Below are 13,211 nucleotides of genomic sequence, written 5' to 3' on the forward strand. Positions count from 1 at the left end.
TTCTTTCGGGCGCATGCGCCCGGCGTGCGTCAACCCGCCGGTTTCAGCGTGCCGCCGTCGCCCGGCTGTTGCGCGCCGCCGCTCGCGCTGTCGGCGCTGCCGCCTTCGGTGCCCCATTCCGCCGCATCGCTGCGTTCGGCCGTCGACAGTTCGTCGGCGCGATAGCCGGTGCGGTTCAGCAACGCCAGCATGCAGACGAGCGACACGAGCGCGTAGAGCCCCGATGCGACCGCGACGCCGACGATGCTGCCCGTCGCGTTGAGGATCGCCTGCGCGAGCACCGGCGTGCCGCCGCCGACGACCAGCGCGCTCAACTGGTACGCGAGCGACAGGCCCGTATAGCGGATGTTCGCCGGAAACACGCGCGCGAGCACGCCGCCGACCGCGCCGTAGAACATCGCCGACGGAATCGTCGAGATGCACATGCCCGCGACGGCGACCCCGTACGAACGCGTCGCGAGCGCATGGAACATCACCGGCATCAGCACGATTTCCGGAATCAGGATCCAGCACATCGCGCGCCGCATGTCGACCTTCGACACGAACCATGCGCCGACCGGCTGCATCAGGAACTGCACGACGAGCGAGATCGACAGGATGCCGAGGAACGTGCCCTGCGCGTAGCCGAGCTCCTTCGTCGCCCACGACAGCGCGAACGTGCTGCGGAAATACGTGACGTTGATCACGGGCAAGGTGCCGGCCGCGAGCAGCACGACCACCCAGTGATCGCGCAAGACGTCGCGCAGCGGCAGCTTCACCGTGCGCTTGCGCGCGAGCACGCGCTGCATGTCGGCCGATTCCTCGAGCTTCAGACGGATCACCATGCCGATGATCACGAGCACGGCCGACAGCAGGAACGGAATGCGCCAGCCCCACGTCAGGAACGACGGCGTCGGCAGCGCGCTCAGCGCGAAGAACGCGGCGGTGGCGAGCAGGTTGCCGGTGGGCGAGCCCTGCTGCGCGAACGCCGCATACAGGATGCTGCGGTGCTTCGGCGCGTTTTCGCTCGCGATCAGCACCGCGCCGCCCCACTCGCCGCCGACCGCGATGCCCTGCAGCACCCGCAGCACGACGAGGCCGGCCGGCGCCCAGACGCCGATCTGCGCATAGCCGGGCAGCAGGCCGATGCCGGTCGTCGCCAGACCCATCATCACCAGCGTGATCACGAGTGCGGTCTTGCGGCCGACGCGATCGCCGAGATGCCCGAACACGATGCCGCCGAGCGGCCGCGCGGCGAAACCGGCCCAGAAGGTGACGAACGCGAGCAGCGTCGCGACGCCCGGGTCCATCGTGCTCGCGAAGAACACCTTGCCGAACACGAGCGCCGCGGCCGTGCCGTAGATGTAGAAGTCGTACCACTCGATCGTGGTGCCGACGAACGCCGCGAAGGCGGCGCGGCCAGGCCGCGGCAGCGCGGCGCTCGGGGATTGCGGACGGCTCATCGATGTCTCCTGTTGGGTGATCGGGGGCGCGACTCGCGCGCGCCTTTCCCGGGTGGCCGGCATCGCGCCGCCGGCCGGCGGCGTGATGTCAGCCGGGCGCCGGGTCCGGCGCCGTTTTCAGCACGCCGGCGTCGAGCAGTTGCTGCTGAAGCGCACGATCGACGCCGAGCCGGTCGAGCACCGCGCGCGTGTCGCGGCCAAGCGCGGGCGGAGCCGACCGATAGGTGGCCGGCGTGCGCGACAGCTTCACCGGCGACGCCGTGCCGCGATACGCGCCGATCTCGACGAACAGGTTACGGTGCAGTGCATGCGGATCGTGCGCGACCTCGGCCACCGTCCGCACCGGCCCGCACGGCACGCCGGCCGCCATCAGATCGCGCGCGAGCGGCTCGCACGCGTGCGCGGCGAGCCGCGCTTCCAGTTCGGCCTTCAGCGCGGGCCGGTGCGCGCAGCGGCTGCGGTTATCGACGAAGCGCGCGTCGCCCGCGAGCGCCGGCGCACCGAGATGCGCGACGAGCCGCGCGAACTGCCGGTCGTTGCCGACCGCGAGGAAGATCGGCACAGTCGCCGTGCGGTAGCTGTCGTAGGGCGCGATGTTCGGATGCGCGTTGCCGCTACGCTCCGGCACGCGCCCGGAGCCGAAGAAGTTCGGCAGGTGCGGATGCAGCAGCGATACACCGCAGTCGTACAGCGCGATGTCGATCGACTGCCCCTGCCCGCTTTTCTCGCGCTCCGCGAGTGCGAGCAGGATGCCGGCGAGCGCGTTGAGCCCCGTGACCATGTCGACGATCGGCAGGCCGATGCGCGTCGCGTCGCCGTCGCGCTCGCCGTTGACGCTCATCAACCCGGCCATCGCCTGGATCACCGCATCGTAGCCGGGCAGCCCGCCGAGCGGGCCGTCGTCGCCGAAGCCCGTCACCGCGCAATGGATCAGGCGCGGAAAGCGCGGCTGCAGGTCGCGCGCATAGTCCATCCCCCAGCGCGCGAGCGTGCCGGGCTTGAAGTTCTCGACCAGCACGTCGGCCTCTTCCAGCAGGCGCCACAGGATCGCGCGCCCTTCGTCGCGCGACAGGTCGAGCGCCAGCCCTTCCTTGTTGCGGTTGACGCCCATGAAGTACCAGGCCGTGTCGCCGAGGAACGGCGGCCCCCAGCCGCGTGTTTCGTCGCCGGCGGGCGGCTCGATCTTGACCACCGTCGCACCGTGGTCGGCGAGCGCCTGCGTGCAATACGGGCCGCCGAGCACACGACTCAGGTCGACGACTTTCAGACCGTCCAGCGCACCGCGGGACGCGCGCGTCACGTTCGTTACGTTCGTTGCGCTCATCGTTCGACCTCCGGCAGCAGGTCGAGCGCCGTGTCGAGCGCGACCGGCGTGCCGCGCAGCAACGCATCGAACGCGGCCGACTCGTCCTCGCGCAACGCCGGCGCGAGCGGATCGACCGGCAGCAGCTTGTGGCGCACGAGCAGGTGCGCGAGCGCGAGACGCCGGAAATCCGGCGCGAGCCGCACGCCCTCGCAGGCCATCAGCACGGCCGCGCTCGCGTAGTACAGCGCGGACGCGGCCTGCCGCACGTGCGCGTCGTCGCCGTCCGCCGCGACTCGCGCCAGTGCATCGCATGCGCGCGCGAGGATGCGCCGCAGCGCCGCGCGGCTCGCGTCGGGCAGCGGTGCCGCGCCGAGCCGGTCGCCGAGGAACGCGCGCAGCGCGTCGAGTGCGTGCTCGCGCTGCGCGGCCCGCGCAACGTCCAGCGCGACGATGTTGCTCGTGCCTTCCCAGATCGAGCCGAGATGCGCATCGCGCACGAGCCGTGCATCGCTCCATTCCTCGATGTAGCCGGTGCCGCCGCGCACTTCCATCGCATCGCCCGTCACGCGGCGCGCATCGCGGCACGCGCGGAACTTGATCAGCGGCGTCAGGATCCGCACGCAGCGCGCGGCCTGCTCGTCACCGGCGTCGGCCTGCGGCAGCAGCAACGCGATCTGCATGAACATCGCGCGGGCGGCCTCGGCCGGCAGCAGCATTTTCATCAGCTGGCGCTGCATCAGCGGCATCTCGATCAGCTTGCGGCCGAACGCCTCGCGATGCGCGGCGACGTGCAGCGCCTCGTTCAGCGCGCGCCGCATCAGCCCCGCCGCGCGCACGCCGTTCGACAGCCGCGACATGTTGATCATGTCGGCCATCTGGTGAAAGCCGCGGCCGATCTCGCCGATCAGCCAGGCCTGCGCACCGTCGAGCACGATCTCGCCGCTCGCCATCGAACGGCTGCCGAGCTTGTCCTTCAGGCGCACGATCCGGTAGCGGTTGCGCGTGCCGTCGGGCAGCGTCTTCGGCAGCAGGAACAGCGCGAGGCCCTTGATGCCGTCCGGCGCGCCGTCGGGCCGCGCGAGCACCATCGCGAGGTCGGCATCCGCGTTCGAGCAGAACCACTTGTCGCCGGTCAGGCGCCAGACGGTCCCGCCGTGCGCGTCCGTCTCGCGCGCGGCGCGCGTCGCGATCCGCGCGACGTCGGAGCCGGCCGCCTGCTCGGTCATGAACATCGCCCCCTGGTACAGCGTGTCGAAGTCGCGCGACGCGAGCATCGGCAGATAACGCGTGACGAGCGCCGGATCGCCGAAGCGGCGCAGCGTGCGCGTCAGCGAGTCGGTCATGCTGACCGGGCAGCACAGCCCGAACTCCGCCTGCACGAACAGGAACGTCAGCGCGTACTTGACGAGCGGCGGCACGGATTGCGCCCCGTGGCTCATCGACGCGAGCCCGAGCTCCGCATACGCAACGCGTTCGAGCGCGACATACGCGGGATCCTTGTCGATCCGCTGCACGGCCTCGCCGCGCCGGTTGCGATGCGCGAGCACGGGCGGATGCTTGTCCGCGCGCGATGCCCATTCGTCGAGTTCGCCGGACACGCGTGCGCCGAGCGCGCGCAGTTGCGGCTCGAGTTCGGCATAGTGCGCATCGCCGAGGTGCAGCTTCAGCAACGCGCCGAGGTCGGTGTCGGCGGTGAAGAAATTGATGCCCCGGCTGTCGGGGATGTTGGATGTGCCGGGGTCCGGCGCGCCAGCGGTGTCGTTCATGCGAGTTGTCTCCTGAGTTGCCTGCGCGTTGACCCGGCCGGGCGCCGCCGCCCGCTGCCGGCTCCGCGCGAAACCTTCCGCAGAGCGTAGGCGCGCGATCGATAAGCGTCCAATACAGGATTCATCCGGTACGATAGATGTCGCTTATCGATGCCGACGCCAGGAGGAGACACCGTGGAACTGAGGCAATTGCGCTATTTCGTGGCGGTCGCGGAGGAGCTGCATTTCGGGCGCGCGGCGAAGCGCCTGTTCATCTCGCAGCCGGCGCTGAGTTTCGACATCCGCAAGTTCGAGGACACGCTCGGCGTGCAGCTCTTCTCGCGCACCAACAAGACCGTCGCGCTGACCAACGCGGGCGAGGTGCTGCTCGGCGAGGCACGCCGGCTGCTGCTGCAGGCGGCCGAGGCCGAGCGCCTGACGGTGCGCTCCGCGTCGGGCCTCGCGGGCCGGCTGCGGATCGGCTTCGTCCATTCGATGCTGTATCGCGGGCTGCCCGACGCGGTACGGCGCTTCGAAACCGACTACCCGGGCGTCGAGGTCGTGCTGAGCGAGATGAACACGCATGCGCAGGTACAGGCGATCCAGCGTGGCCAGATCGATCTCGGCTATGCGCACTGGGGCCACTTCCCGCCCGAAGTCGAATCGGTGCCCGTCTATGCGGAGCCATTCGTGTGCTGCCTGCCGGCCGCGCATCCGCTCACGCGGCGCAGACAAGTCGCGCTCGCCGCGCTTGCGACGGAACCGTTCATCCTGTTTCCGCGCGAAGCGGCGCCGCACTATCACGACCTGATCATCGCGCAGTGCGTGAACGCGGGATTCAGTCCGTTGATCCGCCACGAAGCGCGGCTGTGGCAGACGATCCTGTCAATGATCGAGTTCGGGATGGGGGTGGCGCTGGTGCCGCGCGTGCTGCAGCAGGCGAAGAGCGACCGGCTCGCGTTCCGGCCGCTGAAGGATGCGTCGCTTGAATCGCGCACGCTTGCGCTCAAGCGCAGCGGCACCGCCGAGCCGGTCGCGCTACGCTTCGCCGACTACGTGCGCGCATCGATCGACGGGCTGCCCGCGCTCGCGGGCTGAACGGGCGGTCGGCGGCGGGTGCCGACGGACATTCGAAAAAATTTGCAGAAAGGGCTTTACAGACCCTCAAAGCCCTGACATAATTTCAGCTTCTTTGGGCGGTTAGCTCAGCGGTAGAGCACTGCCTTCACACGGCAGGGGTCACTGGTTCGATCCCAGTACCGCCCACCAAAGAATTCAAGGCCCTGCGTCTCACGACGCAGGGCCTTTTCGTTTTGCGCGTCGCGATCGTGAGACTCACTACCGGGCATCAATCACTCGACGCGGGCGCGCACTCGCATCCACGACGTAATAGTCGGTAACCAATCAGTCATAGCGCACGGATCACGGCTGACTAGAATCTGCCGACATGACCGGCCCGTCGCGCGGCACCGATGGTCGAATCCCATCAAGACGAACGGCTCCGGAACGCGGCTTGCACGGCCGCTCGATACCGTCGCGACCTATCCCATGACATCGCCGAATTCACACACCCTGTGGTTGACCGGCCTGAGCGGCGCCGGCAAGTCCACGCTGTCGCGCGAGATCGCTGCGCACTTGCGCGCGCACGGCATCCCGGTTTGCATTCTCGACGGCGACGAGCTGCGCTCGGGCGTCTCGCGTGATCTCGGCTTCCGGCGCGACGATCGCGCGGAGAACTGCCGGCGCACCGCCGAAATCGCGAAGCTGTTGAACGACCAGGGGATCGTCGTGATCGTCGCGCTGATTTCCCCGTATTCAGCCGACCGGAAACTGGCCCGCGACATCGTCGGCGACGCACGCTTCAGCGAGATCTATCTGAATTCCGATATCGCGACCTGCTCCGCACGCGATCCGAAACGCCTGTACGCGAAGGCCATCACCGGTCAGACACGCCGGTTCACCGGCATCTCGGATCCTTACGAGGCGCCCGATCTCGTCGTCGAGACCGGGACGATGTCCATCGCCGAGTGTGTCGCGCGCATCATCGAATTCAATCACCAGCGCTTCGACTCCGCGTGATCGACGCCCCGCGTTCGATTCGCTTCACCGCCCCACCCGCTCCGCCGTCGCATCGAACGCATGCTTCGCCTTGTCGACGATCTCGTCGACTTCCGCCTCGCGAATCACGAGCGGCGGCGACAGCAGCATCCGATCGCCGGTCGCGCGCATGATCAGGTGGCCGTTGAAGCAGAAGTCGCGGCAGATCGTGCCGATATCGACGTCCGCACCGAACCGCTCGCGCCGGCCGCGATCGCGCGCAAGCTGAACGCCTGCGACGAGCCCCGCGCCCGCGATCTCCCCGACGATCGGATGGTCACCCAGCGCATCGCGCAGCCGACGCTGGAAATACGGCCCGATATCGGTCTTCACGCGCTCGACGATGCCTTCGTCGCGCAGCAGCTTCAGGTTCGCGATCGCGACGGCCGCCGCGACCGGATGGCCCGAGTACGTGAGGCCGTGATTGAATTCGCCGTTGTCGATGATCGGTCGCGCCACGCGCTCGTGAATGCCGACCGCCCCCATCGGCACATAACCCGACGTGAGGCCCTTGGCCATCGTGATCAGGTCCGGCTCGAAACCGAAGTGCTGATGCGCGAACCATTCGCCGGTGCGCCCGAAGCCGCCGATCACCTCGTCGGCGACGAGCAGGATGTCGTACTTGCGACAGATCCGCTGGATTTCCGGCCAGTACGTCGACGGCGGGAAGATCACGCCGCCCGCGCCCTGGAACGGCTCGCCGATGAACGCGGCAACGTTCTCCGCGCCGAGTTCGAGGATCTTCGCCTCGAGCTGCTGCGCGCGCGCGAGGCCGAACGCTTCCGGCGTCTCGCCCGGCTGCGCTTCGCCGAAGAAATACGGCTGGTCGATATGCACGATGTGCTCGACCTTCGACGGCATCTGCTCGTGCATGTAGCCCATCCCGCCGAGCGTGCCGCCCGCGATGGTCGAGCCGTGGTAGCCGTTCTTGCGCGAGATCACGAACTTCTTCTGCGGCTTGCCCTGCACGCGCCAGTACTGGTGCACGAGGCGCAGCACCGTGTCGTTGCCTTCCGAGCCGCTGTTGCAGTAGAAGAAGTGGTTGAAGCCGGCCGGCGTCAGTTCCGCGAGCAGCGCGGACAGCTCGATCACCGGCGGATGCGTGGTCTTGAAGAAGGTGTTGTAGAACGGCAGTTCCTGCACTTGGCGATACGCGGCGTCGGCGAGTTCCTTGCGGCCGTAGCCGACGTTCACGCACCACAGGCCGGCCATCCCGTCGATCACCTTGTTGCCGTCCGAATCCCACAGGTAGACGCCGTCGGCCTTCACGATCACGCGGCTGCCGGCGCGGTTCAGCGCGCCCATGTCCGAGAACGGGTGGATGTGGTGCGCGGCGTCGAGCGCGCGGTATTCGGCGGTCGAGTGCGGCGAGCGGGCTTCGTGTCGATCGGTCATGTTTCCTCCATGAAACGGCGCCGCACGTTCAGACGTGCAGCAGCAGATGGCGGCGTTCCCACGAGCTGATCACGCGGAAGAACGCTTCGTATTCGGTTTCCTTCAGCGCCAGATAGGCCTTCACGAACTTGTCGCCGAGAATGCCGGCGAGCGGCTCGCACGCGGCCATCAGCGAGATGCCCTCTTCCAGATTGCGCGGCAGCTGGTAAGGCAGGTCGTAACCGTCTGAGGCAATCGGCTCGGTCGGCGCGAGCTGCTGCGTCATGCCGAGATAGCCGGCGGCGAGCGTCGCGGCGAACGCGAGGTACGGGTTGCAGTCGACACCCGGAATCCGGTTCTCGATGCGGCGCGCGACGGGGCTCGACTGCGGGATGCGAAAGCCGACCGTCCGGTTGTCGTAGCCCCACTGCACGTTGATCGGCGCGGCCATGAAGCGCGACAGCCGGCGGTACGAGTTGATGTACGGCGCGAAGATCGGCATCAGCGCCGGCGTGTATTTCTGCAGCCCCGCGAGATAGCTGCGGAACAGCGGCGACACGGAACCGTCCTCGTCGGCGAACAGGTTGCGCCCGGTGCGCATGTCCGCCAGGCTCTGATGAATGTGCATCGCGGATCCCGGCTCGCCTTCCATCGGCTTGGCCATGAAGGTCGCGTACATGTTGTGGCGCAGCGCGGCCTCGCGCACCGTGCGCTTGAACAGGAATACCTGGTCGGCCAGCGGCAGCGCATCACCGTGCACGAAGTTGATCTCCATCTGCGCGGCGCCGACTTCGTGGATCAGCGTCTCGATATCGAGGCCCTGCATTTCGCAGTACTCGTAGATGTCCTCGAACAGCGGATCGAACTCGTTGACGGCCTCGATCGAATACGACTGGCGGCCGGTTTCCGCGCGTCCCGTGCGGCCGATCGGCGGGCGCAGCGGCAGGTCGGGATCGGCATTCATGTCGACGAGATAGAACTCGAGTTCCGGCGCGACGACGGGCTTCCAGCCTTTCGCCTCGTACAGGTCGAGCACGCGGCGCAGCACGTAGCGCGGCGAGATCTCGACCGGCGAACCGTCGAAATGCACGCAGTCGTGAATCACCTGCGCGGTCGGATCGACGGCCCACGGAATCAGGCAGATCGTCGACGGATCGGGCACGCACACCATGTCGGGATCGGTCACGCCGGTCAGCGTGCCGTCCTCCGGATAATCGCCGGTCACGGTCTGCACCATCACGGCCTGCGGCAGGCGCATCGATTCGCCTGATTCGAACTTGTTGCGCGGAATGATCTTGCCGCGCGCGATGCCGGCCATATCGGGGATGATCGCCTCGACCTCGGTGATGCGGTGCTGCCGCAGGAATTCGCTCAGTTCGGGTTGCATGATCGGCCTCGTTCAGTCGACGTCGGATGCGCTCGGCGACGCGATCGCGCCGCCGGCTGCATGAATGCGGTGCGTCATGCGCACGCGGCACGCCGCGCCGAATGCCGCGAAGATGTCGCGCGACAGCGGCTGTTCCGCGTAGCGCCATTCGGGATGCCACTGCACGCCGAGCGCGAACGCGCGCGCGCCGCGCACGCTGACGGCCTCGACGAGCCCGTCGGGCGCGCTCGCTTCGACGACGAGCCCCGCGCCAAGCCGGGCGATGCCCTGGTCGTGCAGCGAATTGACGGTCGCCTCGTGCACGCCGCGCGCGACCCGCTGCAGCAGGCCGCCCGGCGCGAGTTGCACGACGTGCGCGGGACCATACTGCCGCTCGAGCGGATCGGCCGCCCGTTCGCGATGATCGTCGAAGCCGTTCGTCGCGTGCAGCCGCTGATGCAGCGTGCCGCCGTACGCGACGTTCAGCTCCTGCATGCCACGGCAGATCGCGAGCACGGGTACGCCCGCCTCGATCGCCGCGCGGATCAGCGGCAACGCGGTCGCATCGCGCGCGGCATCGTGCAATGTGTCGGGTGCGCTCGCGGCGCCGCCGTAATGATGCGGCTCGACGTTCGAATAGCTGCCCGTAAACAGCAGCCCGTCGACCGCCGCGATGATCGCGTCGGGCGGCTGGCGCGCGCCGAGCGCGGGCAGCACCAACGCCAGCGCGCCGGCGCCGTCGACGAGCGCGGCGAGGTACTTCTCGCCGGCCGTGTGATTCGGATGCGCACCGCGCAGGATGCGGTCGGCGGTGACGGCTACGATCGGGCGCGCACGCATGAGCATCCCTCCCTCTCCGGTAATCGCGCGCCGCATGCGTGCGCACGGGACGACGAAGGCCGGCGGCTGCGCCGCACGCGCGTGCCGTCGCGCAGCGCGAGCGCATGCGCGATCCGGCCGCGCGAACGATGCGGCAAGCCGCGGTGCGGCCCGCAACGGAAGCGGAACAAGACGCTAGGGCAACAACGATGCGCTGCCGTCGCACTGCACCGCGCTGAACACCTGCGCGGTCACGAGGTTGAAGCGGCGCGGGCCGCGATGGGAAATGGCGAAGAAACGAGGTTCGCGTAAAGGGGCGGCACGCGTGCCGCATTCAGCATGCCGGTTCGGCCCGGCCTGAGGCGGCGCGCCCGCCGACGGACTTCGCGTCCGGCGTATCGAAGGGCTGGCGGCTTTCACGATCGTACTCGACTGACTGAAGGAGGCAGGACACGCGTCGCGATCAAGCGCATGCGGCAAAGCCGCGCGGCGACACGTCGGCAAGGTGTCTCGCAGCGCATTCCGGCGCGGTACGGCCATCGTCGATGCCCTCGCCGCCGGTGCGCGCGTGACGACTTCCTGACATTCAGCTTATATCACCTAAAAATTGCGTCAAATTTTCAGGCGCCGACGACGACATCGATCAGATGAAAAAACGGCATCGATCCCCGCGATCGATGCCGTGTTGTGCATTGCGTCGGCGCGCCTGCTGCATGCCGGCGGGCCGCGACGCCCTGCTCCGCCGCGCTGCCGCATGCGAGCGGCCCGCGCTCAGCGATGCGCGAGCGCGGTTTCGACCAGCGTCTGCAACAGCGGCGCAATCCGCGCGGCGCGCGCTTCGTCGTACGCGTACGGACGCGTCTCTTCCATGTAGGTGATCTGCGACAGCTCGAGCTGCACGGCTTCGACACCGGTGTCGGGCACGCCGTAGTGACGGGTAATGTAACCGCCCTTGAAGCGGCCGTTCGCGACGGCCGTATAACCGCCGTGTGCGAGCACGCACGCGGCCAGCGCCTCCGCGAGACCGGGCCTGGCGCTCGCGCCGCTCGACGTGCCGAAATTGAAGTCCGGCAGGCGGCCGTCGAAGAAGCGCGGCACATGCGAGCGGATCGAATGCGCTTCCCACACGAGCACGCGGCCGTGCTCGCGCTTCAGGCGTGCAATCTCGCGCTGCAGCGCGTCGTGATACGGCAGCCAGTAGCGGTCGCGGCGACGCATGATCTCGTCGTTGCCGGGCAGCGCATTCGCCGGATAGAGCGGCGCCTTGTCGAACGTATCGACCGGCACGAGCCCCGTCGTGTCCTGCCCCGGGTACAGGTTCTCGTTGTCGGGCGGACGGTTCAGGTCGACGACGTAACGCGCGTGCGACGGCACCAGGATCGATGCGCCGAGATCGGCCGCGAAGCCGTACAGCCGCTCGAGATGCCAGTCGCAATCGTCGACGAAGCGCGCGTCGGGCGTCATCGTCGCCGCGATGTCCTCGGGGATGTGCGTGCCTGCGTGCGGAATCGAGATCAGCAGCGGCAGCGTGCCCTGCTTCAGCGTGAATACAGCCGGTTGTTCAGTCATGTCGCCTCACCGTAAGAGTCGGCCGGCGCACGCACGCGCGCCGGTTGCCGCGTGTCAGCACAGCAGTTGCGCCAGCGCGGCGCGGTAGTCCGCGTATGCAGCGTCTTCGTCGCGATGGCGACGGCCGCTCACGACGCGTTCGCCGCCCGTGTAGACGTCGAGCACGGGCGTCTCGCCGTGTTCGGCGAACACGATGCCCGACAGCCACGACGGGCTGCCATGTTCGGCGATCGCCGGATGATCGGGATCGAGCACCAGCCAGTCGGCGCGGCAGCCTTCGCGCAGCGCGCCGACACGCCGCCCGCTCGCCTGTGCGCCGCCCGCGAGCGATGCGTCGAACAGGCGATCGGCGACGTGTGCCTGCGACTCGCTCGCCAGCACGTTGCGCGCGCGGTGCACGAGCCGCTGCCCGTATTCGAGCAGGCGCAGCTCCGAGCGCCAATCGACCGAGGCGTGGCTGTCCGAGCCGACGCCGATCACGCCGCCCTGCGCGAGATAGTCGACGGCCGGGAACACGCCGTCGCCCAGGTTCGCTTCGGTCGTCAGGCACAGGCCGGCGACCGCGCGACGCCTCGCGAGCGCGGCCGTCTCGGTCGCATCGACGTGCGTGGCGTGCACGAGGCACCAGCGCGCATCGACGTCGAAGCGATCGAGCAGCCATTGGACGGGACGCGCGCCGTACGCGCGCACGCAGTCGTCGACTTCGGCCGTCTGCTCGGCGATATGGATGTGAACGGGCGCGTCGTCGGGCAGCCCGTCGATCAGCGTGCGCAGCCCGCTCTCCGACACCGCGCGCAGCGAGTGCGGCGCGACGCCGTAGCGCAGGCCGCCGTGCTCGGGCGCCGCGCGACGCATCGCGTCGAGCAGTTCGAGCAGCCCGTCGGGCGTGTTGATGAAGCGGCGCTGGTCGTCGCGCGGCGGCTTGTTGCCGAAGCCGGCGAACTGGTACGACACGGGCAGCATCGTGATGCCGATGCCGGCGGCGCGTGCGGCATCGACGACGCGCGTGCCGAGCTCCGCGAGCTGCGGATAGCGCGAGCCGTCCTGTGCGTGATGCACGTAGTGGAATTCGCACACCGACGTGTAACCGCACTTGAGCATCTCGACGTACAGCCAGCGTGCGATCGCCGCGAGCGCGTCGGGCGTGATCTTCAGCGCGAAGCGGTACATCAGGTCGCGCCAGCTCCAGAAGCTGTCGGCGGGATTCGCGCGGTATTCGGTGAGCCCCGCCATCGCGCGCTGGAATGCGTGCGAATGCAGGTTCGGCATGCCGGGCAGCACCGGGCCGGCCGCACGCGCGACGTCTGCCGGCGCATCGGTATCGGGCGTCACGCCGGTCAGCGTGCCGGCCGCGTCCCAGCGCAGCAGCACGTTGCGGCGCCAGCCGTCGGGCAGGTAGGCGTGGTCCGCGAACAACATGGTGTCGGTCATTCTGATTCCTTGTCGAGCGGCCGGGTCGAGCGCGGTCGCACCCGGCCCGGCTCCCTGCAAAA

Annotated in this window: 10 protein-coding genes and 1 tRNA gene; 3 read left to right on the forward strand and 8 right to left on the reverse strand. The window is 68.6% G+C overall.

Going from position 1 to position 13,211, the window contains the following annotated elements:
• Positions 1–29: 29 nt before the first annotated feature.
• The 3 genes from AC1VVG_RS11395 to AC1VVG_RS11405 form a co-directional block, all read right to left on the reverse strand.
• Positions 30–1,442 (reverse strand): MFS transporter, encoded by a 1,413-nt coding sequence (locus AC1VVG_RS11395; RefSeq protein ID WP_175028707.1) that lies wholly within the window; start codon positions 1,440–1,442, stop codon positions 30–32.
• A gap of 88 nt (positions 1,443–1,530) precedes the next feature.
• Positions 1,531–2,766: a CaiB/BaiF CoA transferase family protein gene (locus AC1VVG_RS11400; RefSeq protein WP_367189740.1), complete on the reverse strand. Its 1,236-nt coding sequence runs from the start codon at positions 2,764–2,766 to the stop codon at positions 1,531–1,533.
• Positions 2,763–4,514 (reverse strand): acyl-CoA dehydrogenase family protein, encoded by a 1,752-nt coding sequence (locus AC1VVG_RS11405; protein WP_482835640.1) that lies wholly within the window; start codon positions 4,512–4,514, stop codon positions 2,763–2,765. The genes AC1VVG_RS11400 and AC1VVG_RS11405 overlap by 4 nt, the downstream gene beginning before the upstream one ends.
• Before the next feature lie 174 nt (positions 4,515–4,688).
• On the opposite strand from AC1VVG_RS11405, the gene AC1VVG_RS11410 reads away from it, so the two are divergent.
• From AC1VVG_RS11410 to cysC, 3 genes are all read left to right on the forward strand, one after another.
• Complete coding sequence (locus AC1VVG_RS11410; RefSeq protein WP_069706954.1) at positions 4,689–5,591, forward strand: LysR family transcriptional regulator; 903 nt, start codon at positions 4,689–4,691, stop codon at positions 5,589–5,591.
• Positions 5,592–5,687: 96 nt separating this feature from the next.
• Positions 5,688–5,762 (forward strand) — tRNA-Val (locus tag AC1VVG_RS11415).
• 279 nt (positions 5,763–6,041) lie between these two features.
• Entirely contained in the window at positions 6,042–6,572 is a 531-nt protein-coding gene (cysC, locus tag AC1VVG_RS11420; protein WP_482835641.1) for an adenylyl-sulfate kinase, read from the forward strand.
• A gap of 24 nt (positions 6,573–6,596) precedes the next feature.
• Here the strand turns inward: cysC and AC1VVG_RS11425 are convergent, their stop codons facing one another.
• From AC1VVG_RS11425 to AC1VVG_RS11445, 5 genes are all read right to left on the reverse strand, one after another.
• Positions 6,597–7,985 carry an aspartate aminotransferase family protein gene (locus tag AC1VVG_RS11425; protein ID WP_482835642.1) on the reverse strand — a complete coding sequence of 463 codons (1,389 nt, stop codon included), beginning with the start codon at positions 7,983–7,985 and terminating at the stop codon, positions 6,597–6,599.
• A 28-nt stretch (positions 7,986–8,013) separates the two neighbouring features.
• The gene (locus tag AC1VVG_RS11430) at positions 8,014–9,351 is read right to left on the reverse strand and encodes a glutamine synthetase family protein (protein WP_034190391.1); all 1,338 of its coding nucleotides are present in this window, start codon (positions 9,349–9,351) and stop codon (positions 8,014–8,016) included.
• A gap of 12 nt (positions 9,352–9,363) precedes the next feature.
• A complete protein-coding gene (locus tag AC1VVG_RS11435) occupies positions 9,364–10,170 on the reverse strand; it encodes a gamma-glutamyl-gamma-aminobutyrate hydrolase family protein (RefSeq protein WP_034190390.1) in 807 nt (268 codons plus the stop codon).
• A 750-nt stretch (positions 10,171–10,920) separates the two neighbouring features.
• Positions 10,921–11,718, reverse strand: coding sequence for an N-formylglutamate deformylase (hutG, locus tag AC1VVG_RS11440; RefSeq protein WP_473377150.1), 798 nt, complete (start codon positions 11,716–11,718; stop codon positions 10,921–10,923).
• A 54-nt stretch (positions 11,719–11,772) separates the two neighbouring features.
• A complete protein-coding gene (locus AC1VVG_RS11445) occupies positions 11,773–13,149 on the reverse strand; it encodes a formimidoylglutamate deiminase (protein ID WP_482835643.1) in 1,377 nt (458 codons plus the stop codon).
• Positions 13,150–13,211: the final 62 nt, after the last annotated feature.

The organism is Burkholderia sp. L-4 (genome assembly GCF_056856535.1).

Excerpts from the sequence above, each read along its gene's own strand:
- AC1VVG_RS11430 (WP_034190391.1), bottom strand. The coding sequence starts at position 9,351 with ATGCAACCCGAACTGAGCGAATTCCTGCGGCAGCACCGCATCACCGAG.
- cysC (WP_482835641.1), top strand. The coding sequence starts at position 6,042 with ATGACATCGCCGAATTCACACACCCTGTGGTTGACCGGCCTGAGCGGC.
- hutG (WP_473377150.1), bottom strand. The coding sequence starts at position 11,718 with ATGACTGAACAACCGGCTGTATTCACGCTGAAGCAGGGCACGCTGCCG.
- AC1VVG_RS11405 (WP_482835640.1), bottom strand. The coding sequence starts at position 4,514 with ATGAACGACACCGCTGGCGCGCCGGACCCCGGCACATCCAACATCCCC.
- AC1VVG_RS11395 (WP_175028707.1), bottom strand. The coding sequence starts at position 1,442 with ATGAGCCGTCCGCAATCCCCGAGCGCCGCGCTGCCGCGGCCTGGCCGC.
- AC1VVG_RS11445 (WP_482835643.1), bottom strand. The coding sequence starts at position 13,149 with ATGACCGACACCATGTTGTTCGCGGACCACGCCTACCTGCCCGACGGC.
- AC1VVG_RS11400 (WP_367189740.1), bottom strand. The coding sequence starts at position 2,766 with ATGAGCGCAACGAACGTAACGAACGTGACGCGCGCGTCCCGCGGTGCG.
- AC1VVG_RS11425 (WP_482835642.1), bottom strand. The coding sequence starts at position 7,985 with ATGACCGATCGACACGAAGCCCGCTCGCCGCACTCGACCGCCGAATAC.
- AC1VVG_RS11435 (WP_034190390.1), bottom strand. The coding sequence starts at position 10,170 with ATGCGTGCGCGCCCGATCGTAGCCGTCACCGCCGACCGCATCCTGCGC.